Below are 21,651 nucleotides of genomic sequence, written 5' to 3' on the forward strand. Positions count from 1 at the left end.
TTCGCAGCAAAAAAACGCTATAAGCAATAGTCACAAAAGCTCCTCATTTTTTAAACGATTTATGACGGTATCCACGTCCACCGTGTCGTGTTCGTTTTTCAGATATATTTCAGCAAGTATCACCGATTCATTGGTAAATCTAATGTAGGTTATAACCCTTGCGCCACCGGATTTCCCTTTCGAAGTGCCTGAAATGGCCACCCGTATTTTGTAAACGTTTTGTCCTAAATCTTTGCCAAGGGTTGGGTTTTCGGCAAGGTCGTCAATCAGTTGGTTGATATCTTTAAGGATTTGCCGATGTTTTTTAGCAATTCGCTTTAACTCCCTTTTAAAAGCGGAAGAAAAAAATACCTCAAACCCCATTGTTCAATTCGGCTTCGATTTCGGCTAATGCTTCCTTTGCTGGTTGTAATTTCACTTTTCCCGCTTCCCAATCTTTTATCTCCTTAAACGTTTTCTTAAATCGTTTATAGAGGACTTCGCCTTCTTCGTTTAGCTCCGCTTGTTTGTCTACTTTATATTTCAAACCAAACCGATTAAGGATTTCTTTCAATACTGGTAGGTCTTTTTCATTATCGACATTTACAGTTAGCGTTGTCATAATTCTATTTACCCTTTAATATTCCGTGTTTCCATCCATTGCCAACCTATCAGCAAGGAGTAAAGGCACACACAAAAATACGAAAAGTATTGGATAAAACAGATTGGCTATAGACTGTTTACTTGGATTTCAGTAGGTTGAGGATTTCGTCAACTTTGGATAATAGCTCGGATTGTAAATTTTTGATGGATGATTTCTTTTCTTCTAGTTCCTCTTTTAAGAAACTAATCAATCGTTCTTTCTCCTCGTCTAATTCTCGTAGTCGAGCAACCTCTTGCTCCAAAGCAACCTTTTCGCGGTTCAAGATGGATTTAAGCGGTTCACTTTGCCCATAGTACTGCAAAAACAAATCCTCATTAAGGAGCACGCAGAACTTTGCAAAACGGTCTGTGTAAATATCCTTAAGCGGATATATATTCCGTACCGATCGTGAAGAAATATTTAACGCATCGGCAACTGCTTTATCTTCAATCCCTTTATCTCTTAATTTTTTCTGAAGGTAACGGCCTAAATCTTTGTTTTCGTCCATGAAACAAAAATCCCAAAGTTTAAGCATGACATGCTTGATATTAATGCTTAAATAATGGGTATTAAATGATTAATATTTGGACAAATCATTTTGATTTCGTAATATTGCAATGAGATAGCGAATGTGGCTATTTCATTGGTATTAACAACAAGAGTCTCGTTCACAAACTCTAACAATTAATTCTAAGCGAGATGGTAGGTTAATGCCCATGGTGATATTTTGCGTACTTTTGGTGCGTCAAGGTAGCGCTGTGGGCTCTACTGAATCTGTCTTAGAAGGGGTTAGAGCCTTGTGGAACGGTAGTAGGTAGGGTTCACAGCGCTACTCGTGTTTACGACCCCACTAGATAACCGGAGACTCGTTTTCAAATCTAACTATGAAAACGAGTTTTTTATTTCTACAACCCGCCAGTTTTCCATCTCGGATAGGAGAGGGGGGAACCATTTTATCCAAGGCGTGGGTAATCTCTACGTCAAATCTTCATAAAAACATAATAGCAAAGCCTGTTTGATTTTGTGTAAGCAATCTGAATTAATCCATTTTTCTTACACCCAAATCAAACAACAAAATGAAGCAAAATTTACGCTTAGGGGAATACTATGCCCTGTTGGCAACCAACGATACAAAACATAAACGAACAGGCCGTTCTCCGCTCGACGTTCGTTCATCCTCCGCTCGTTCTCCGCTGCGGCTGGATACCCGCTCCGTACCTGAGCCGTACCTGAGCCGCTCGTTCTCCGCTATTTCTTCGGTGCTCCTCCGCTCGTTCTCCGCTTGTTCTCCGCTGCTCCTTCGGTGCTTCTCCGCTGCTCCTCCGCTTGAGAAGCGGAGAAAGAACGGAAAACAGGCGGACAGGAAGCGGAAAACCAGCAGTGTGGACACCTATCAGGTGCGCAGCAGGTATAGCGCGGGTAATGACCTCCAGCGGAAGATAAACAGAGCAGAAGCGGGCAATCCCAACGGCCAATCCCCGTGGGGTGAAGCCGGGCTTGCCTTACCCCAAATCCCACCTTCCCTTACCCTTCCTTCGGGTCCTATCCGCGTATTCCCCGCATATGTCCCGGTAAAAGTACCCGCCAGCGGCATTTTAGCGAAGGTATGGCGGCTATGTAGTGGTAGAAAGGCATATACGGAGGGAGTTGGAATGGGGCGGGGCGATGTTGGAGCCCGCTTGGGGTCGGCTTCGGAGATACGGGAAGCTCGGATGCACCACCGACCGTGGTCTGCGTCACCTTCTTGGCTGCGAAGGTCGGCGGAGGGTGCCACGAACCTGCTCGGAGGGTGCCGGAAGCTCCGAAGCCGTCTCCGGAAAAACTTTCTATGTGTGCAGACCCATGCGCAGGCCCTTGCCCTCCCCGGGCGGGGCCGCGCAATTGGGGTATCGGCATTGCTCGTGCTGGCGGTAAGCATGGGCTTACAGGCAGGGCAGCAGGCTCAGCCCCCGTTTCCAACAGACAGCATCAAGCCATTGCAGATAGGCGATACGATTCCCCAAGAGCTGTGGCACCTGCCCCTGCAGGTAGTAAATCATCCGGAAGGAAAGGATACGGTCAAGCTTGGCGATTATAAGGGTAAGCTGATCATCCTGGACTTTTGGAGTACCTGGTGTAGTGGCTGTGTTGCAGGGATGCCAAAGGTGAATCGATTGGCTGATGAATTTGATGGGCAAGCGAAGATGATTTATGTGACTTACCAGCAGCCTTCAATTGTGGAAGCATTTGAGAAACGCAATGCATTGATGAAAAATAATCAATTGCCAATCGTGGTCAACGATGTGTTTTTAAAAAAATGGTTTCCCCATAAATACATCCCTCACGTGATATGGATCGGTAAAGAGGGGACGGTCAAAGCCGTAACACCGGCGGAATACCTCACCATGGGAAACGTCCATCAGGTCATCAACGACGGCAACGTCGGTTGGCTGGCAAAAAATGACAGGGGTTCACTGGGGGACACACCGCTTTTCAGCGTGGAGCCATCGGGGATGAAGGAGGTGTCCGTGCGGGGATATGCCGGGGTCAGCGGCTGTATTCCGGGTGGCGCCACCGAATACATCGAAACAAAGGATACCCTATCGAACACCCGGCGGATAACCATCACAAACTATCCGGTGATTAAACTATATGGCGAATGCGTGGGACCGATACCCGAAAACCGGGTGGTGTGGGAGGTTCCCGACTCATCCCGCTATCATTACAGACCTTCATACGGCTACTTCAATGAGTGGATTTTAAAACATGGCTATTGCTATGAGTCCGTGGCCGCGGTGGCAGATACACTCGCCAAAGGGCGGATGCAACAAGATCTTGACCGTTTTCTCGGGCTTCATGGAAGGTGGGAGATACGCACCAGCGCATGCTGGGTATTGCGGGAAACAGGCCGTGGGGAAATATCCATGGAATCGGACAATGAAGGGAGGGGATACGTGGATTTGAAGGGGGCCGTAAAGAAAATAAAGAATCGTCCGATGGCAAGCCTGATAGCTTGTATCAACGATGTTTCCGCCCGTCCTGTTGTAGACGGTACGGGATTTTCGGCAATGATCGACATCAGCTTATCAATCGATTCATTCTCAGATATTGACCAGTTGCAGGACGCACTTGGACTATACGGTTTGCGGCTGCAGGCTGAAACACGGGATATTGAAATGTTCGTGCTTTCGGAAATGGCAAACCAATAATCATAGAAACCTTATCCCTCTAATATATCATGAAAATTTCGACATATTTAGCTTTACCTATACTGCTTATTTTTGGATGCGTGCCCTTATCATTTTCTCAACAAATCCATCGCATCCATGGGCATGTTTTTTCATCATCACGCAATACCCCGATAGATGGGGCGGTTATAACGGACGGGGAGTCTGGGGGCGAGGCAGTCACGGACGAAGATGGTTTTTTTGAACTGTTCGTAAGGAATGACAGCACCGTATTGTTCTGCAGGGCAATGGGGTTCAGCCCATGGCAACATAAAATGGATCTCCCAATTCCGGATGGTATCCGGATCTATCTGCAGGACACCACGCAACTGTTGGAAGAGGTGGTGGTAACCACGGGATACGAATCGTTGCCGCTGGAGCGGGCAACCGGATCGTTTACCAAGATAGACAATGAGCGGCTCAACCGGGCAACCGGGATGGACGTGCTTGGAAGGCTCGAAGGGGTGACCAATTCGTTGATGTTTGACAGACGGTCTACCCAGCCCGTAATGATGGTGCGCGGGCGGAGTACCATTTATGCAGGCCAGGCCCCGTTGGTAGTACTTGACAATTTTCCCTATTACGGGGATATAAACAATATCAACCCGAATGATGTGGAAAGTGTCTCTATACTGAAAGACGCCGCAGCAGCTTCCATCTGGGGCGTAAAGGCGGGCAACGGTGTCATCGTGATTACAACCAAGCAGGGCGCGGCCGGTCAGCGGCCTGTCTTCGGTTTTTCGGCAAATGCTACTATCATAGCCGAGCCGGATGTCTTTTACAGCCCTGTGATTTCGTCTGCCGACTTCATCGAAGTAGAACGCTTCCTCTTCGGACAGGGATTTTATAACAACCAGGAAAACAACGGCAACCGACCGCCACTCTCGCCCGTGGTGGAGCTGCTCATCCGGCAACGGGATGGCTTGGCGACGCAGCAGCAGACCGATGCGGCTATCGACCTGCTCGCCAAACAGGATGTCCGGCAGGATTTCAGGAAATACCTTTATGAACCGGGTGTAAACCAGCAATATGCCCTCAATTACAGGGGAGGAAGCGATCTGTTTTCGTATTACGCTTCTGCCGGATACGATCGCAACACGGGTTTCACCGGCGATAGAACGGACAGGGTGACTTTGCGTATGGATCAGGTTTTCTCACCTACGCGATACCTGAAAATTCGGGCCGGGTTGGTCTACACGGGTAATAAGAACGTCGCCGGGCGCCCGTCGCACCTTTCCATTACACCCGGAGGAACAAAGAATCTCTATCCCTACGCAAGGCTCGCGGACGAAAACGGCAACGCGCTCCCCATCGTGAAGGATTATCGTTTTCCGTTTGCCGGGCAGGCAGAAGAATCTGGGCTATTGGATTGGATGTACCGACCACTTTCCGACTACCGGCATACCGATGTGTCCCAGACCGGGCGGCATCTTTTGGCTGATTTCGGTGTGGACCAAATCTTTTTGAAGAACTTTACTTTTCAACTCAAATACCGGTACGAAACAGGAAACGACGTGGATGCTACGCTATCGGGCCTGGAGTCGTATTATACTCGGAATATGGTAAACCGGTTTACACAGGCCGATAGCGAAGGGGGACTGACATATGCGGTTCCGATGGGCGGTATATTCAATACGGTTTCCGGTGTGTTGAATGCGCATTCGGGCAGGGCTCAGCTTGGTTATCAGAAACTCGAAGGCAACCACCAGGTGACAGCTTTGGGCGGATTTGAGATAAGGCAGATACGCAATCAAAGCAGTACGTCGCAGGCATACGGGTACGACGAAGATGTGCTGACGTCGGTAGCCGTGGATTATGTCACGAATTTCCCGCAGTACCATAATCCGAATACGCGAGCCCGCATCCCGGTCGGCTCAGGGTCAACGTTGTTTTCCGAACGGTTGGATCGGTTTATTTCGGCTTACGCCAATGCCGCTTATACCTATGCGGATAAATATACGGCATCCGGCAGTATACGCAAGGATGCGTCCAACCTGTTCGGTGTGAACAGTAATCAAAAAGGGGTGCCGCTCTGGTCAGCCGGGATAAGCTGGAACCTTCATAAAGAACCCTTTTACCGCAGTGACCGGATACCATACCTGAAGCTGCGTGCGACCTACGGTTTCAGCGGAAACGTTGATAATGGCCTATCCGCTTATTCTACCGTTACCTATTTTAACGGCAACCTGAATAATGGGCGCTATGCGGCATTACGGAGTTATCCGAATCCGGACCTGCGGTGGGAAAAATCGCGGATTATAAACTTAGGGGTCGATTTCGCGTTGAAAAACAGCATGGTTTCCGGAAGCCTGGAATACTATGTGAAACGGGGCACTGACTTGATCGGTGATGCACCGATCGATCCGACCGTTGGAATCTACAGCGGCCTGATACGCAGGAATATTGCGGAAATGTCGGGAGAAGGAATCGATATCGAGCTGAACGGAAAGTGGATCGACCGTTATATCCGATGGGAAACCGGGTTGATTTTCAATTATAATACCAACAGGCTGACGAAGTACTACACGGATGCAACCAGCGGAAGCCGGTATTTGGGATCAGGGATAGGGATTGTCCCGATAGAGGGGAAACCGCTTTACAACCTGATGAGTTACCGATGGAGGGGATTGGATGGAGCCAGTGGGGATCCTCTTGGCGTGGTAGACGGGGTGGTCAGTACAGATTATTCGGCCATCACCCGGAACACCCCGTTGGAAGGGCTCGTATATCACGGCCCTTCGCTGTCGCCGGTATTCGGAAATCTGCTGAATACATTTTCTTGGAAGCAACTGTCGGCGTCCGTAAACATCGGCTACCGCTTCGGCCACTATTTCAGAAGGCCGTCTATCTCATACGGTGCCCTGTTTAATAATTGGGAAGGGCACGCTGATTTTGCGGATCGGTGGCAACGGCCGGGTGATGAACAGCACACAGATGTGCCCTCCATGGTTTACCCGTTGAATAATAACCGCGACCAATTTTACCGCTATGCGGAAACACTGGTGGATCGTGCTTCGTCCATCCGGCTACAGGATGTACGGATTAGCTATGATATTTCCGATGTACGGCAACGGCATTTCTCCTCCATCCGGCTGTTCCTGTATGCAAAGAATCTGGGGACACTTTGGAAAGCAACCGATGCAGCGATAGACCCGGATTATGGGCTGGGGATACCTATGGGGAAAAGCTTTTCCCTGGGATTGAATATGGAATTTTAGGCAAATCAGGTTAACTTCAATAGAAATGACGATGAAACACATAATAGCTATTGCCATAGCGGCCATTTTTTTATTATCTTCCTGTGAAAATTATTTGGCGATGAAGCCGGACAAGGCGTTGGCCGTACCCAATGGATTAAGTGATATGCAGGCGTTGCTGGACGCCACCCGCTTCCTCAATGAAAGCCGGCCGGCAGCCCACATGATCGCTTCAGACAATCTGTATATTGAAGACGCGGATTGGAACGCTTTATACGACGTGACTTCTAAGAATGCATACACATGGCAGCGTGATGTATTCAATGACTTCGATACGAACGACTGGACCAATACCTATGCGGCATTGCTGCACACCAATGTGATTATAGATGGCATCGGCAGGGTAGACAGGACATTAGTTAACGGAATGGAATGGGACGCGGTAAAAGGGGGAGCCTTGTTCCATCGGGCAATGGCATTTTATGAATTGGCCCAACTGTTTGCCAAACCGTATGACGCATCAGCGGCCGAGACGGACCTCGGCGTTGTACTGCGGTTGGAGCCGGCGATCGACCAGCCTTCGGTGCGGGCCTCCCTGCAGCAGACTTATCAGCAGATTGTCGGGGATCTGAAAGGGGCAGTGCCACTGTTGCCCATACATACGGAATACGTGACAAGGCCGTCAAAATTAGCTGCGTTGGGCCTATTGGCCAGAACTTATCTGGTGATGGGCGAATATGGCCAAGCGCTTGAATATGCCAATGAATTTTTGGGGCTCAATTCGGAATTGATGGATTTCAACACAAAGGACGTGTCTCTTGCCAATCCAATTGAGCAATTCAATGAAGAAGTTGTTTACCACAGTACAGCTTTTGGGTGGCCGGGACTGAGTTACCCATCGGCCAAGGTCGATACCCTGCTATACCGAAGCTATGCAGACAATGACTTACGGAAAACGCTCTTTTTCGAGCCTCATGCATCCGACGACATCGAATTCAGGGGAAGTTACAACGGAGCGAGGGGGCTATTCACCGGCATTGCAACCGATGAATTGTATCTGATAAGGGCAGAATGCCGTGCAAGGCTGGGGCAATGGAAGGAAGCAATGGAAGACCTGAATGAACTGCTGGAAAAGCGGTATATCGAGGGCTCCTTTATAGATTTCGATGCCGCTGATGCGGAAGAAGCGTTGAATATAGTGCTTCAGGAACGTCGTAAAGAGCTTATTTTCCGTGGTTTGCGTTGGACGGATTTGAGACGGTTGAACAATGATCCAAGATTCGCAGTCGAGATCATGCGCACGGTCAATGGACAAGCGTATCGGTTATCACCCGATAATGGCGGCTACATTTTCCCAATACCTTTGAAAGTGATTGAGTCAAGTGGAATTCCTCAGAATAAATAGTGAAAAATAAAAAGGGGGCGTTCCGCGGACGCCCCCTGAACTAATGTTGGAAGTAATTCCGTTTAGCCAGCTGTCCTTGTTTTGATATTTGAAGAACCAACTGTAGCAAGGGCATCTTCATCGGGAAGTTCGGGAGATCCCCCATCTGATTCAACAAATACCGCACACCGGATCAGGCCTGCAGGGCCGCAGTCCGGCTCTGTTTCTCCGTTACCGTCGCCCAATTGATAGCTGGATGGTTCGTTGATTGGCCCTTCACCGTCGTACATGAACCATTTTTCTGTCTGATGGTTATTTGTGCGATGTACGTATTTAAACGCCGAGAACCCTACAAATGTGGCCGCTAAGGCCAGCATGAAAAAATACTGTTTAAAGTATGTGATGGTTTTATTTACCATGTTATGGGCTTTTCTTTCGCAGTTGGAAAAAAAGCACCCCAAAAAAAGGTTTGATTTAACTTAATGGCTGGTTAAAGCCGTTACACTCGTCCGGTCACTGACGTGGAGATTCCGGCCACGTGCACTCATCCGTTCGCCTTGGAACGGACGCAGGCAGGGTAGGGGTTTGTCATCAGGCCCTACGCCGGAATACGGCCATCTTCCTTGGAAAACGCAGCCGGATGGCAACGGCACGGTAACGGTATAATTGGCGGGCAATGCGCCTGCGGCGGAAAAGCCGGAGTGCTTTGCGGTATCTACGGTGTGGATGGCCTGCCGGGTGCTTTGGCCGCGTGAGCCAAATGCCAAAGATGGAAAGCAGCAGGAATGCCGTATTGAACCACAGGTGATCCTCCCACGACAATCCGCTGATGACCGAACCGCAACCGCACGGACGCCTTTCGTACCAGCCCAGCACACCGAAGAGAATGAAAAGCGTAAAGCCAAGCATGAGCAATGCCGAAAGCCACATACCGTGATGCACTCGCCTGCGGCTATCCGGCCAGGCAATGAGCACGGCCGTGGCCAGCTCCAGCACCGGCAGCGGCCAATACAGGGTATCGGCCCACCAGGCGGGGAAGGGCTGCCGCAGCAGGGTGCCGTGGAATTTTTGCAAATCCCACAGCTTTTCCGCTGCGACGGGCAGCCACAACACCACAAGCGAAAGCCGGATTACGAACATGGGGAGCAATGCGATATGTTTTCTAATAGTGATCATGACCCAAAGGTAGGGTGGGCCTGGCCCTCCTTAGTTGTTAGAATACCGATAGTTATTTTGGGTTTTGATCGGGAAATTAACCATTTCGATATTGCCTACGCAGTTGCCCTGGGCTGATTCCGAAATGTCTTTTGAAGGGTTTATTGAGTGCGGCCGCATCGCTGTAGCCGAAATCCATTGCCACTTTGTATACGGGATCATCGGTTTGGAGCAATCGCTTTCGGACGGCCTCCATCCTACGGCCAAGAAGGTATGCCGAGGGCGTGGTGCCCAGTTTTTCGCCGAAGAGCTGTTCGAGTTTATCTGCCGATGCACGCGCGTGTTTGAGCACGGCCCTCAGCGTGGGCGGTTGCCCATGCAGGTACTCATGCTCGCTGATATGGGCCAAGACTTTTTCCAATGTTTCGTCGTCGTAGTGGTGTTGTCCCTTGCCACGCAATAAGCCTTTGATGGCCGAGCAGACACCGGACAGCCGTTGTTGGAGATGCTCATTGAAATCCTTACGGCGCTTGATACCCTCGGGGCTGATAAGCCTGATAAGGCGTCGCATGAAGACGCTATCTGCCTGTATCGGAGGGCTGAAATGGTCGCCTACAGACAAGGCGCTACCGCCCAGAAGGTCGGCCAGCTCGTCAAAATCTTCTCCGATAACGGCCAGTTGCGCGGCATGGACAGCAATAAACAACATCCTGCAGGTGTTTTCAAGAAGACGGATGGGATATGCTGTGGCACATAGCCTGGCGAAATAAACCGTGCCGGGGAGCAGGGTTTCAGATTTTTGGCTGCCCTTATGATCATAGCGGGCCGACCCTTCAAGCATGACAGCAAATACATAAGTCGGTGTGTTTTGCTGATGTATAATGAGTGTAAACGGATCGGGACATTTTCCTTCCAACAGATCTACCGTCAGAAGGGTATTGGCATAATACTGACGTACAAACCGGAAGTCAGATAAGGTAGGGCGATGGTAGGCGATAGTAAACGCAAGGGGGATGGGATGGGTGCAAAGCGGAGCATGTATACCAGGCCGATACCGGCGCTCGACGACTTCAAACGGAAAGGTGATATGGAAGGCTTGTGGCACCTCGCTAAATTATGCGGAGATGGTGCGTTGCCCGTTGTCATTTTCCGGCAATAGGAGTTGTTATTTTGGGACAGCATTTGGATTGTTTTTAGCCAATGAAGGGTTGTGCCCGAAGCAACTGAAATAAGCCTTGGAGAATGAAGGTGTATCGGCGTAGCCCAGTTGTTCGGCGACTTGGGCTATGGGTTCGCCCGCTGTCAGCAACCGGACGGCCGTCTTCATCCGAAGCGTATGATAGAATTTTGCAGGGGTCATTTCACGATTTGTGACGGCAGCAAATGCCCTTGCCAGTGTTTTGGGCGTGCAATTGATTTCGGCTGCAATTTGTGCTACTGTGTGAAATGGGCCGCCGATCATATGGCGCATACTATAGGTATAAAAGTCAACAACAATTTGTTGATACGTTTTCCGTGGCGATTTGTCCAGCAGCTCCTGCAAATGTTGGTCGTACTGTGCCAGGATATTGTTAAGTGAATGGAAGTCATTAAGATCCAGTCGGCTTGTTAGCCTTAGGTTTTTTAAATCGGCGATCCAGGTAGCCATAGCCTCAGCGAGCCGGTGTCTTGGGAAAATAATGGCAACTTGGTGGCGATGCATTTGCTGGATGTAGCTATTGAGCACAGGCAAAACTTGGCTTAGCAGCTCAAACCAGGCAACCGGCACTGCAAAACAAGTTATCGAATGTTTTCCAGATTCAAGTTGAACGTAGTATTGGCCGGGTTTTAGGTAGAATACCTGGCACTCCGTAGTATTGGCCTGCCAGCTGATATCCTCAGCTCCCTGTCGCACTATTGATAAATTACCTTCGGAAATCAGGAAATAATACAGCCCTACTTCCGTGATATTGATCTCCATGCGCAAGGAGGTTTCTGGATGCAAATGCAATTCCATCAATAGGTAGTGGATAATCCGGCGCTGCTTCAACCGGATTTGTATAGCAGGGGAAGAGGTGTGCGAAACTTGCAGATTGCCGCGATGAAGCGAAAGCGACGGAAAGTGAAGACAGACATCTATCGGGCGGTTTTTCTTTTCCATTAGGCTGGCTTGATAGGTAAATGTGAGAGCAAGATACGATTTTTTGCCTAACGATTCGACATATTTTATGCAAAGAAGTCGAGCAGCGGAAAAAAAGCAATGGTAATTTTGCTGCATCAAACGAAGGAAAAATGCTAAACGAATTGAATCGGGTAATTGATTACATTGAAGACCACATCACGGAGGATCTATCACTTGAAGCTATTGCCGAATATGCCAAAGTTCCGGACTTTCACTTCAGGAAGGTATTCTTCTACCTTTCCGGGCTGACGCTTAGCGAATACGTCAAAAACAGGAAACTGTCGGAAGCCAATAAGGATTTACTGGCTGGAGAGCGGGTAACCGATGTGGCCTTCAAATACGGGTACCAGTCAATGGACGGCTTCACCCGGGCATTTAAAAAGTGGAGCGGGATGCTGCCTTCGGACGTCATTAAAGAGAAGACCCATAAATCATTTCCCAAACTTTCATTTATCATCACGGTCAAAGGAGGAACTACTATGGAATTTAGCATAGAAAACAAACCGGCGTTTAACTTCGTCGGTGTAAGCAAACGCGTCCCCATGCAATTTGAGGGCGTCAACAACGAGATTGTAACGCTTGCGCGAAGCATCACGGATGAGCAAAAGGCTGAAATGCATGCTCTACAAAACATCGCACCGTATGAAGTCGTCAATGTGTCCTATGATGCGGATGCCAAGTTTATGAAAGAAGAGGGCGATTTGACGCATTTAATCGGTGTCTTGACAACCGAAAACCAACTAAGCGACCGATTGGAAAAAGTGCCCGTTGAAGCCGGCTTATGGGCCGTGTTTCCAAACGAAGGGCCATTCCCGGCTACCTTGCAGCAGACCATGGCCAGCATATACGCAGAATGGCTGCCTTCTTCCAACTATGAGGTAATCGATGCACCTTCATTTTCGTTTACCAAAATGGACAGGCAGAAAAAAGATTATGCCTACAGCGAAGTATGGATTCCGGTAAGGGGATAGCTCATCGGACTCGCTATAGCAACACAAATTCAGCTTTTTTTGCATAAGTTTGATAAATAAAACAGTCTTTGGTCTTGATCGGCTTGACAGATATGGCATACGACAACGATTTGGTTCAACAAGTAAGGGCATACCTCAGGGGAATTCCCAGGATGGCTATCGAGGAAAAGAAAATGTTTGGCGGCTTGGCGTTCTTGGTCAATGGCAAGATGTGCATCAACGTCAGCGGAGACAGCTTGATGTGCCGGTTTGATCCGGACAATCTTGATGAGATCGTTGAGCGCAGGGGATACCGGCCCATGGTCATGAAGGGAAAAAATCTTGCGGGATATTGCTATGTCGGCCCTGAGGGGTACGGCCAACCGGAAGACTTTAGCTATTGGCTGGAATTATGTCTTGCCTATAACGCGCAGGCCAAGGCCAGCTCAAGACGTTGAGCATGCCAATTAACCGGTAGCCTTCCTCGTCCAGCCCAGGTTGGTATGCTTAAAATCATCTGGGAATTTCAGGCCATAACCCAGCATGCGGTCAAACGAAGCGTGTGCAAACAGCAACAGCCCACAAGTGATCAGGACATCCATATGCATCAAATAACCGACGGTTAATACGGCTAGCGCCACCGCTCGGTGATGAAATAGATTATAGGTGAAGGCTCCCACACGGCTGTTTACCACGTAGCCCAGCATGGAAACGTCGGGACTGAAGAATAGCAATATCCACACCCAAATGGATATGCCGAGGTTATAGGCAGCTAAAAAATAAATTGCAATTGCTGTTATAGCCGCTTCTTCAATTTTGATGATGATATCCATCGCTTTTTCCTGTTTCATGACAGTAATTTTTGTAATGTCAAAGGTAGTTTTAAAATGGCTGTGTTCCATATGTTAAAAGCCTTCAACCGCCATGTGTAACATACGTATCCGCTGTTTTGCCATTTGCTTCCTTGTATCAATCTGCATTACCGGATGCAGGAAAAACAAGGTGGATAAACCTGATCAGGGGGACTACCGCTTGGTTAGAACGTTGGAATACGCCAATAGCACGGCAAAGGAACCGCGTCAAATAACAGACCATGTTTATGATTCGGAGGAGAGTGGTTTGCCGTCGTCATTGCCGCATACACTCCATTTTTTTTCCAACGCTGGAGACGGATTGAAATTGTTAAATTACTTGCGCTATTCCTATAAGCAGCGGAAGGCCTCACGAATAGAAAGCTATCAAGGCGACGGTGCCTTGACGTCTGTGTCGGAGTATTTCTACGAATATGAGAAAAGGGAAAATATTTGAAAAGACACTTAAACTATTTACCTTTGCGCAGTTTCACGCAAATTTGTAACATTAATATATAGTTAGCAAGTCAATTATCAACCTAAAGCCAATGACCGAGCATCGCCTGTCTGTTTGTATAGTGCTCATAATGTCGCTTTTATTTGCTTATTCGTGCAAAAAAGAGGCATCGCCCCTTGAGAAGGAAGAGGAAGAAATGGTTTCCGATTTCACCGTTAATTTATCTGCTATCTCAGGAGATCATCAACATGGATTCGCTGGCCACCAACTCACCGATACCCTGGTTATCAAGGTTACGCCCAACAACGCCAATGACCTGGCTAAATACCGTCTCCGGGTTACAGCCGAACATTTTTTTCCCCAAGAGGGGCTGCGCTTGGTTGGAGAAGCAAATGACGGGCAAAGTAATTATTATAAATACCTATGGATACTTCCTGCCGAGAAGACTGAACACCGGATAACGCTAAAAGCATATTTCAACTGTGACGATGGGATATATGCCATCGGTGGCTGTACGGTGCTTGACTCTATCGTCGTTGCTGCTAGCGCCATTCCGAAATGGGACACCGTGTACCTCCATGCTCACGCTGGTATCTCGGATGTTCATTTCTTTGACAATGGCGAAGCCTATGCCGTGGGTCCGGGTGTCGGTGTCCTCTACTCTCCAGACAGCGGATATACGTGGCAATCAAAAAGTCCGATAGTCGATGATAATCGTGATGACATTTATGGTATTACCTTTTATGACCGCACTACTGGATACCTGTTCGTCACGAATGACTATGCATACACGACGCATGACGGGGGCCAGACATTTACCTTCGAGGACTGGACACCGCCCATTGGTGGACACTTGAGCACGAAGGGCTATGGTTTTTTGGATCGCAATACCTTGTTGGCAGTGGGTATAAATGGTAAGCTCAGCAAAACCACCGATGGCGGGAAAAACTGGCAGCAGTATGCAGGATTGGATCTAATTCATTCATTTTATTGCATTACATGCATCCCTCCAGCTACCTGCTACGTCGGCGGTGAGGCTGGTGTCTTATTGAAGACGACAAACGAAGGAACCACCTGGCATGTTCAGGAGTCTCCGATGAACAATATGTGGTACGTTGGTCATGCGGTAAGTGAGCAAACAGTATATTTCGGTGGACAACAAGGTGGTATCACCCGGACTAGGGACGGCGGGAATACCTGGACGAAGTTATCCACCGGTTTATTTTATGACATTGTAGCCCTCCGGTTTTTCGGCACAGACCACGGCTACGCGATTTCCGCGATAGGGGAAATCATTGAGACCAGAGACGGGGGAAATACTTGGAAGACCATTTTGATTGGCAATTATGGTATGAATCAGGTTACTGGCGCCCATTTTCTGGATGAGCACACGGTATTCGCCTACGGCGGGGGCGTGTTGGTGCGCTATGACCTAAAAACACTTACAACGGATAGCAATCAGTAAAAATGCATGAATAAACCACCTATTATGCACTGGCTGTGCTTAGCAGCTTTTGGTGCCCTGTTTTTCGGATGCAAGAAGGAAAGTGCCGGGCCACCGCTTGACTGGAATCAGGATGGCCGTGCTGGCGTCATCGAACTGATCAGTGGCAACAACCAGTCGGGAGTCTTCGGTGAGTACTTAAAAGATTCCATTGTTTTCAAGATTTATGGCAAGGGCAACGCTCCCCATTACCAGTACCTCGTCAGATTCCGGAAGCGCCAAGGCAACGGAGCGACCAATCTTATCGACCAGCATTATTACTATACGGATGATTTGGTGCCCGTTGATCTGGATAGTTATATCAGGGTACAGTGGGAACTGGGGTGCGACAATGCGGTGCAGGAGATGGATATCCTGCTTTATGTTGATTCCATGTATCGGGCAGACCCTGCTTATTATGACCAGCGGCCAGCCGATGATTCCGTTACGGTCAGTGCCAGTGGTGTGAAGCCGCAAGGGTGGGGGCATGCGTGCGGTTGCCAACTGAATGATTACCTCAATGCCCATATCATTAGCCGCGACGGTGTGCTGTACCTTATTGATCAGACCATCTCCCGATCAGTAGATGGCGGGATCAATTGGCAACCGCTTTCAAACTTGCCTGTTGGCGTAGATGTGCGTGCTGCACAGTTCAATAGCAAGGGCTGGCTGTACATGGTCACCAGGGAACACGGGGTATATTATTCGGAAGATCTCGTAACCTGGGTGCCTATAAACGATGGGTTGTTGGATCACCGGGATCCGACGATGTTCAATGTATTTGATGATGAGTTATTTGTTAGTTTTTACGTTGATGGTCCATACCGAAGTACGGACAATGGCAAGTTTTGGCGTAAATTGGTCGTTAATAATGGTCGGTCTCAGCGTTATAGGTTGCTGAATCGACATCCCAACGGTAAACTTTATCTTTTTGATGATTGGAGCGACCTGTATGTATCCGGTGATCAGGGAGATACTTGGCAACTTGTGCCGATAGATTATAAATACAAGCAGTACCAAGTTGAAGATTTTAAGATTGGACCGGATGGGATGCTGTACATCGGTGCGGGCGATGCCACGATTTCGGTTATATCCCCCGAAACTTATGAGGGTATGGCCCATAGTATTTACAAGTGGAATGCGTCGCACCAATACGTCAAGGGTATCCAATTTGTGGGCAATGATGTTCTGTATCTCGTCATGTGGCACGATGAGCACGGCATTTATAGCAAAAATGCAAATTGGGGAATGCTTGACCTTGGATTTGACAAACCCATCGAAGGGTACTACCGGAAGCCCGACGGCAGCTTCATCTTACAATCGGCCAACAGGCTTTATGTAAAGTATTGATTTTCTCAACATAAGCTATGAAGATAATATACCGTTTTTGCCTACTGGTTGGCTTGTTGGCGTTTGTAGGCTGTAAAAAGGAAAAAATGCCGGAGGGATCACAATACATTGCCGATATCTCCGTTACGACCGTCGATGAGACCGGTGCGGTCTTTTTTGCTCAACTGGGTGGGTTATCCTGGGAGGAAATCGATCAGGTGGGGTTCGTATGGTCAGCAAGCGCAGACCCGCAGACTGCTGAGGCTGCTTTTCGCGTTGATACGGAACGCCCCAACCTTGATGGCAACTTTACGCTTAAGGCCGAGACAGGCATCGAAGCGGGTGTCACCTATCAGGTCGTCGCCTATGTTGTCGTTGGCGGTCAGCAGCACTTCAGCCGGGCCATTCAGTTTGTAGGTCAAGGTAGCCGGGGACCTGTCGTACGCACGGTCACGCCATCGTTCGGTACATGGGGTGACACCGTTACCGTGCATATACAAAATATTCCTTCTTCATCGAGTCAATTTTCCGTTAGTGTGGGCGGCGTGCCAGCAACTGTTGTTTATTCCGATAAAGAAGCTATCCGCTTTGTAATACCCGACGCTGTTGTTTTGGAGCGGCCCGATGTGGAAATCAATGTCAATGGTTCCACGAATGTGCAGCAATGGTATTTTGAGTTGCCTCGCTTGGACTCGGTGTCTAACTATTATCCGGCAGTAGGCGAGCGCGTTGTGTTATACGGTAAGAATTTTAATCCTCAGGCATCATTCAATAAAGTCATGCACGACGGGCGTACGTTTGAAGTGGTGTCCGTAGACCGCCACCGGCTTGAATTTGTCGTCGGCGACCTGCCGATGTCTACCAAAGCGCCCTTGGCGGTATCTACCATTGGTGAACCCATTACTTCCGAATTTCAGGTGGCCGTATTGAAGCACCTGCGGAAACTTCGGGACTTTCCTGGGTCTGCCCGCTATTATACCTTTGCCAGTTCGTTGGATGGTGTTGGATATTTCGGACTCGGAGCGCTGGGCCGTATAGATATCGAGCGATTGCCCCCTCCGGATGATATTTGGTCTTACGACGCTGCTGCTGATCAGTGGCAACTGCTCAATCACACGTTCCCAAATGACGACATGTACTCATCATTGAATTTTATTCATGACGGCAAGATATATGTCGGAGGTGGGATGAGTAACGAATACGGCATTGGAAAAGCTTGGTACACCTATACACCATCGGACAACCGCTGGTCACAGGGATTTGTCTGGTTGGAAGCGCCCATAGAGCGGATTATCAGCGGGTTTTCAATAGGCGGGGAAGCTTTCAGTGTAACGATGAATGAGGCTCGCGTCGTCGAGTACTATAAAATGAACCGCGACCGCTGGGAGTACCGTGGCACGCTTGATAAGGCGCATCATGAAGGCGTTTCATTCGTGATAGGCGATAAGTATTACCTAACCACGGGCCATGATTACGACGCGGGTTACAACAATGACATGGACGTGTATGATTCGGCGGCCAAGAAATGGTCTAAAGCGGCACCTTTCCCCGGCACGTTCCGCAGGTCTTCTACGGGATTTGTGCTCAACGGCAAAGGATACGTCTATGGCGGGTATTATGATTACGGCCAGATTGGCGACGTGTGGGAATACACGCCGGAAACAAACTCCTGGCGCATGGTAGAGCAAGTCGTTTCAGCCGCCCGCTCTGGTTTTTCATCGTTTGTAATCGGACAGAAGGCTTATATCATTGGCGGCGCTATGGACAACGCTTCATGGTCCACTTACGCAAGCAAAGAAGTCTGGGAGTTTAGTATGGACAATCAATAGTCATTCAACGATGAAAAGCTTGTATACAGTTGGCTTGCTGACGTTGCTCGTAACGATAGTCGCCTGCAAGAAGAACGACGTCAATCCGCCCAAGAAAGACGAGGTGGCCATCATTGCGAGTGAAGCCCATGTGTTTCAGGATGGCGGTGTACAGCTTGTCGCTGAAGTGCTTGAAGTTCCATGGGCTACCCTCAAATATGGATTTGTCTTATCAATGGATAGTTTGTTTTCACCTTATACAACTCAATACCACTATATCGAAAACAAGCCGCTTTCCAAAGGGATCATCCGGTTTGATCTCCATACGCAGCTCGAAAAGAATCGGAAATACTACTTCAGCGTATTCACTGTGAATGACAGCACGCAGCTAAGCACGTATAATGTCAAAGCGTTTGTCTCGACGGGGTCGAAAGCAGCCAAGATTGATTCGATTGCGCCGCTTCGGGCGCACCTGAAGGATAGCCTGCACATCTATGGCAAGTATTTTTCATCTCGGTATTTCCAGGTCATGTTTGGTGATACCTATGCACAGTCAAACGTATTAAATGATAGCGTCGTGAGGGTATACGTACCAGCAGACCTTCAGGAGGTGAAACCCATCATCCGTTGGCAGTATGAGGATTTTTCTGCTACGGTCACAAACGAATTCGCGTTGTATACACCTGTTATCAGCTCCTTCACACCCCAAGCTACGTTCAACGAAATGATTACCATTTTCGGTGATCACTTCGATACCGATAGCACGCAAAACATTGTACGTATCGGAGATTTCAGTGTACCTGTCTTATCGGCCACACGGCAGGCACTACAAGTGAGGGTTCCTGAGGAACTTACCGCGTCATCGAATGTGCTAACGGTGACCGCCCAATCCCAGACGGTGCAGTCTGCGGAAGCTTTCAAGCTTATAACACCTATTATTGAGTCTGCGCCCCTAGTCGTCACCACCTATGAAGAGGTGACCATCAAAGCCCGGTACCTGCACCCTCAATATCACCGAAACGAGGTGTTTTTTGAGGGTGTCCAGGCAGAAATTATCAGTGGCAGTGCTACGGAACTAAAAGTGAAAGTGCCTCCGGGGCCATATCCCCGCCGGAAGGCCACCCTGCAGGTAAAGCTTATGGATGTCAGTGATTCGCACGATCGCGATATTGCTATTGCCGATCCGTGGGCCATGGTTTCCAAAGGCTTCAATACGGCCACTGGTTACAGTACGCCCAACGGGGTATTCACCATCGGCGGTGTAGCCTACGCGCTTGTAGCCGATCACGAAAAGATACGGATCTACCGGTTCAACCAGGCAGATTACAGCTGGCGAGCAGTCAATACCAAGACTGACCGCCCCGGAGGCCTTTATGCGGCAACCGGGGAGCGGATTTATCAATATCGTGCCTTCAGTGGGCAGTCCGATTATTTCTGCGCATATCATCCAGGCAATAACACGTGGGAAACCTTGCCTCCGCTTACCACCGATCCGGCAAAAAGTTCCAGTATATCGGCTCTCTTTACAGTCGGCGATGAGGTATACCTGCTTTGCCGGCCTGCCGACTTCTTAGCTGGCGAAGCGACGTTCGCATTGTATGCGTACCACACCAAGACAAAGCAATGGACTTCCAAATCAGGACTACCCCATGCATTGTTTGAGGGATTCGATATCGGTTATCCCATTACCTTTGCCATTGGGAATAATATCTACCTTGGTGCAGGAGCTGTGATGACTGGTAGTGGCAGGTTTTGTAAATATGATTGTATCGCAGATCGCTGGACGTCCGTGGCGGCTGGGGGGCCGATCGAAGGAAAGGGGGGTAGTGCCTTCGTAGCCAACGGCAAGGGCTATGTCATTATCGGTGAATCTTTCAATTACGATTATAGTTCACGTACCTGCTTCCAGTTTGACCCAACCTCGCAGACCTGGGCACCGCTTTCTACACCGATAAGCACGAATCCCTACGAGGGCTATGGTGAGGTCAGCAGTGCATTTGTGTTGGGTGGGAATGCTTATGTGTTTATCCACAATAATGCAGGCGGCGACGACGGAGGATTGTATGAAATAAAGCTGGACCAACTAAGGTAGTCAGCTGCGCTCCTGAAAAAGGAAAAACCTTCCCCGGCGGAGGGAAGGCTGCTTGTGATATATTGAATCCCAACGGGGAGTGTTGCCTTAGCGTGCCGCAGTGACAGTTTCGGCCAGCGCATCCTTTGCTTTGGCGTAAGCTTTTTCCTCTTTTTTGAGGGCTACCTGCAAGTGCTTCTGCAATTTTGCAATCGCCTTGGCTTCGTAGGCATCGCGCTCGGCGTGCAGCTTGGCATAGCGGGCATTTATTTCCTCAATGGCTTTTTTGCTCTGCTCCACGCGAATGCCGTCCGCGATGTCCTGCTCGTACACGCCCACGAAAAATTTGTGATCGCGCTCCAGCTCGGCATGGTTGCCACGGCTGGCTTTGATGCGTGCTTCAGCCAGGTCATACTGGTTGTAGAGTACGACCATGTTTTGCTGGTGGAAGGCTGCGGTTTCCTTCAGCGTGGTGACGGTGTTCTTGTCGTTTGACGGGTCATTTGGTGTGCTGGCAAAACTGTTTCCAAGGGCTGCTACACTAATCAGGGTGCTTAATACGAACGTTTTCATGATGATATCTTTTAATGGTGAATAAATCATTGTTACTGTTTTTTCTTGTTTTTTGTAGATATGACGACGGTATGGCCGAAACGTTGCAGCGCAGTTAGGTGGTTTTAGACGAACGGCAGGTAGGAGCCGACCAACGGTAAATGCTTTAGACCAAAAGCCGGATTTTATAGATGAATGGGGAATTCTCCTGATAAAAAGAACAGGGAGCAATCAGCTAAAGGGGCAATTGCCCAAGGCGACGGCCGTGGCCCACAAAATGGGTCGATCCGGCCGGAATGAAGCTACAGGAAAAACAGCGGCTATAAATGTATCGTTAGTTTGTACTCAGAAGAATAAAGACAAGCAATGAGAATAAGCCGTGAGTTATACCTTTGGCTAAAAAGCTCCATCTGCTGCCCTAACTT

General features: G+C 48.9%; 19 protein-coding genes. 10 read left to right on the top strand and 9 right to left on the bottom strand.

The window, feature by feature from the left end; genetic code table 11:
• Nucleotides 1-30: 30 nt before the first annotated feature.
• The 3 genes from BMW65_RS18620 to BMW65_RS18630 all read right to left on the bottom strand — a co-directional run bounded on the left by BMW65_RS18620 (nt 31) and on the right by BMW65_RS18630 (nt 1,130).
• A complete protein-coding gene (locus BMW65_RS18620; protein WP_090607681.1) occupies nt 31-363 on the bottom strand; it encodes a type II toxin-antitoxin system RelE/ParE family toxin in 333 nt (110 codons plus the stop codon).
• Entirely contained in the window at nt 353-601 is a 249-nt protein-coding gene (locus tag BMW65_RS18625) for a hypothetical protein (protein WP_090607682.1), read from the bottom strand. The genes BMW65_RS18620 and BMW65_RS18625 overlap by 11 nt, the downstream gene beginning before the upstream one ends.
• Nucleotides 602-719: 118 nt before the next feature.
• Nucleotides 720-1,130 (bottom strand): hypothetical protein, encoded by a 411-nt coding sequence (locus BMW65_RS18630; RefSeq protein ID WP_090607684.1) that lies wholly within the window; start codon nt 1,128-1,130, stop codon nt 720-722.
• Nucleotides 1,131-1,698: 568 nt separating this feature from the next.
• On the opposite strand from BMW65_RS18630, the gene BMW65_RS18635 reads away from it, so the two are divergent.
• From BMW65_RS18635 to BMW65_RS18645, 3 genes are read left to right on the top strand one after another with little or no spacing between them, the layout of a single operon-like run.
• Entirely contained in the window at nt 1,699-3,810 is a 2,112-nt protein-coding gene (locus tag BMW65_RS18635) for a TlpA family protein disulfide reductase (RefSeq protein WP_090607686.1), read from the top strand.
• Nucleotides 3,811-3,839: 29 nt separating this feature from the next.
• Nucleotides 3,840-7,046, top strand: coding sequence for a SusC/RagA family TonB-linked outer membrane protein (locus BMW65_RS18640; RefSeq protein ID WP_090607688.1), 3,207 nt, complete (start codon nt 3,840-3,842; stop codon nt 7,044-7,046).
• A gap of 31 nt (nt 7,047-7,077) precedes the next feature.
• A complete protein-coding gene (locus BMW65_RS18645; RefSeq protein ID WP_177181211.1) occupies nt 7,078-8,430 on the top strand; it encodes a RagB/SusD family nutrient uptake outer membrane protein in 1,353 nt (450 codons plus the stop codon).
• 62 nt (nt 8,431-8,492) lie between these two features.
• Here the strand turns inward: BMW65_RS18645 and BMW65_RS18650 are convergent, their stop codons facing one another.
• The 4 genes from BMW65_RS18650 to BMW65_RS18665 all read right to left on the bottom strand — a co-directional run bounded on the left by BMW65_RS18650 (nt 8,493) and on the right by BMW65_RS18665 (nt 11,704).
• The gene (locus BMW65_RS18650) at nt 8,493-8,828 is read right to left on the bottom strand and encodes a hypothetical protein (protein WP_090607692.1); all 336 of its coding nucleotides are present in this window, start codon (nt 8,826-8,828) and stop codon (nt 8,493-8,495) included.
• A 172-nt stretch (nt 8,829-9,000) separates the two neighbouring features.
• Nucleotides 9,001-9,585, bottom strand: coding sequence for a MauE/DoxX family redox-associated membrane protein (locus tag BMW65_RS18655; RefSeq protein WP_143053925.1), 585 nt, complete (start codon nt 9,583-9,585; stop codon nt 9,001-9,003).
• Between the two features lie 76 nt (nt 9,586-9,661).
• On the bottom strand, nt 9,662-10,669 hold the full coding sequence (locus BMW65_RS18660; RefSeq protein WP_090607697.1) for a helix-turn-helix transcriptional regulator: 1,008 nt from the start codon (nt 10,667-10,669) through the stop codon (nt 9,662-9,664).
• A gap of 60 nt (nt 10,670-10,729) precedes the next feature.
• Nucleotides 10,730-11,704, bottom strand: a complete 975-nt coding sequence (locus tag BMW65_RS18665) for an AraC family transcriptional regulator (RefSeq protein WP_177181212.1) — start codon at nt 11,702-11,704, stop codon at nt 10,730-10,732.
• Between the two features lie 131 nt (nt 11,705-11,835).
• Here BMW65_RS18665 and BMW65_RS18670 point away from each other — a divergent pair, with 131 nt between their 5' ends.
• Nucleotides 11,836-12,696 carry an AraC family transcriptional regulator gene (locus tag BMW65_RS18670; RefSeq protein WP_090607699.1) on the top strand — a complete coding sequence of 287 codons (861 nt, stop codon included), beginning with the start codon at nt 11,836-11,838 and terminating at the stop codon, nt 12,694-12,696.
• A gap of 92 nt (nt 12,697-12,788) precedes the next feature.
• Nucleotides 12,789-13,133 carry a TfoX/Sxy family protein gene (locus tag BMW65_RS18675; protein ID WP_090607749.1) on the top strand — a complete coding sequence of 115 codons (345 nt, stop codon included), beginning with the start codon at nt 12,789-12,791 and terminating at the stop codon, nt 13,131-13,133.
• A 9-nt stretch (nt 13,134-13,142) separates the two neighbouring features.
• On the opposite strand, the gene BMW65_RS18680 is transcribed toward BMW65_RS18675, so the two are convergent.
• A complete protein-coding gene (locus BMW65_RS18680; RefSeq protein ID WP_218145462.1) occupies nt 13,143-13,526 on the bottom strand; it encodes a DUF4260 domain-containing protein in 384 nt (127 codons plus the stop codon).
• Between the two features lie 73 nt (nt 13,527-13,599).
• Between BMW65_RS18680 and BMW65_RS18685 the strand changes: the two genes are divergently transcribed.
• From BMW65_RS18685 to BMW65_RS18705, 5 genes are all read left to right on the top strand, one after another.
• Complete coding sequence (locus tag BMW65_RS18685) at nt 13,600-13,983, top strand: hypothetical protein (RefSeq protein ID WP_143053926.1); 384 nt, start codon at nt 13,600-13,602, stop codon at nt 13,981-13,983.
• Nucleotides 13,984-14,113: 130 nt separating this feature from the next.
• Entirely contained in the window at nt 14,114-15,448 is a 1,335-nt protein-coding gene (locus tag BMW65_RS18690) for a WD40/YVTN/BNR-like repeat-containing protein (RefSeq protein ID WP_090607703.1), read from the top strand.
• A gap of 6 nt (nt 15,449-15,454) precedes the next feature.
• The gene (locus BMW65_RS18695) at nt 15,455-16,816 is read left to right on the top strand and encodes a WD40/YVTN/BNR-like repeat-containing protein (protein WP_143053927.1); all 1,362 of its coding nucleotides are present in this window, start codon (nt 15,455-15,457) and stop codon (nt 16,814-16,816) included.
• A 17-nt stretch (nt 16,817-16,833) separates the two neighbouring features.
• Complete coding sequence (locus tag BMW65_RS18700; RefSeq protein WP_090607707.1) at nt 16,834-18,624, top strand: Kelch repeat-containing protein; 1,791 nt, start codon at nt 16,834-16,836, stop codon at nt 18,622-18,624.
• 10 nt (nt 18,625-18,634) lie between these two features.
• Nucleotides 18,635-20,695 (top strand): IPT/TIG domain-containing protein, encoded by a 2,061-nt coding sequence (locus tag BMW65_RS18705; protein ID WP_090607709.1) that lies wholly within the window; start codon nt 18,635-18,637, stop codon nt 20,693-20,695.
• Nucleotides 20,696-20,782: 87 nt separating this feature from the next.
• Here the strand turns inward: BMW65_RS18705 and BMW65_RS18710 are convergent, their stop codons facing one another.
• Nucleotides 20,783-21,247, bottom strand: a complete 465-nt coding sequence (locus BMW65_RS18710) for a hypothetical protein (RefSeq protein ID WP_143053928.1) — start codon at nt 21,245-21,247, stop codon at nt 20,783-20,785.
• Nucleotides 21,248-21,651: the final 404 nt, after the last annotated feature.

The organism is Parapedobacter koreensis, assembly GCF_900109365.1.
Taxonomy (GTDB): Bacteria; Bacteroidota; Bacteroidia; order Sphingobacteriales; family Sphingobacteriaceae; genus Parapedobacter; species Parapedobacter koreensis.

What these genes read in the sequence shown, in the direction of transcription:
- BMW65_RS18645 (WP_177181211.1), top strand. Translation starts at nt 7,078, where the DNA reads ATGAAACACATAATAGCTATTGCCATAGCGGCCATTTTTTTATTATCT.
- BMW65_RS18630 (WP_090607684.1), bottom strand. Translation starts at nt 1,130, where the DNA reads ATGGACGAAAACAAAGATTTAGGCCGTTACCTTCAGAAAAAATTAAGA.
- BMW65_RS18700 (WP_090607707.1), top strand. Translation starts at nt 16,834, where the DNA reads ATGAAGATAATATACCGTTTTTGCCTACTGGTTGGCTTGTTGGCGTTT.
- BMW65_RS18710 (WP_143053928.1), bottom strand. Translation starts at nt 21,247, where the DNA reads ATGAAAACGTTCGTATTAAGCACCCTGATTAGTGTAGCAGCCCTTGGA.
- BMW65_RS18625 (WP_090607682.1), bottom strand. Translation starts at nt 601, where the DNA reads ATGACAACGCTAACTGTAAATGTCGATAATGAAAAAGACCTACCAGTA.
- BMW65_RS18705 (WP_090607709.1), top strand. Translation starts at nt 18,635, where the DNA reads ATGAAAAGCTTGTATACAGTTGGCTTGCTGACGTTGCTCGTAACGATA.
- BMW65_RS18665 (WP_177181212.1), bottom strand. Translation starts at nt 11,704, where the DNA reads ATGGAAAAGAAAAACCGCCCGATAGATGTCTGTCTTCACTTTCCGTCG.
- BMW65_RS18680 (WP_218145462.1), bottom strand. Translation starts at nt 13,526, where the DNA reads ATGAAACAGGAAAAAGCGATGGATATCATCATCAAAATTGAAGAAGCG.
- BMW65_RS18670 (WP_090607699.1), top strand. Translation starts at nt 11,836, where the DNA reads ATGCTAAACGAATTGAATCGGGTAATTGATTACATTGAAGACCACATC.
- BMW65_RS18640 (WP_090607688.1), top strand. Translation starts at nt 3,840, where the DNA reads ATGAAAATTTCGACATATTTAGCTTTACCTATACTGCTTATTTTTGGA.
- BMW65_RS18675 (WP_090607749.1), top strand. Translation starts at nt 12,789, where the DNA reads ATGGCATACGACAACGATTTGGTTCAACAAGTAAGGGCATACCTCAGG.
- BMW65_RS18655 (WP_143053925.1), bottom strand. Translation starts at nt 9,585, where the DNA reads ATGATCACTATTAGAAAACATATCGCATTGCTCCCCATGTTCGTAATC.
- BMW65_RS18685 (WP_143053926.1), top strand. Translation starts at nt 13,600, where the DNA reads ATGTGTAACATACGTATCCGCTGTTTTGCCATTTGCTTCCTTGTATCA.
- BMW65_RS18635 (WP_090607686.1), top strand. Translation starts at nt 1,699, where the DNA reads ATGAAGCAAAATTTACGCTTAGGGGAATACTATGCCCTGTTGGCAACC.
- BMW65_RS18690 (WP_090607703.1), top strand. Translation starts at nt 14,114, where the DNA reads ATGTCGCTTTTATTTGCTTATTCGTGCAAAAAAGAGGCATCGCCCCTT.
- BMW65_RS18620 (WP_090607681.1), bottom strand. Translation starts at nt 363, where the DNA reads ATGGGGTTTGAGGTATTTTTTTCTTCCGCTTTTAAAAGGGAGTTAAAG.
- BMW65_RS18650 (WP_090607692.1), bottom strand. Translation starts at nt 8,828, where the DNA reads ATGGTAAATAAAACCATCACATACTTTAAACAGTATTTTTTCATGCTG.
- BMW65_RS18695 (WP_143053927.1), top strand. Translation starts at nt 15,455, where the DNA reads ATGAATAAACCACCTATTATGCACTGGCTGTGCTTAGCAGCTTTTGGT.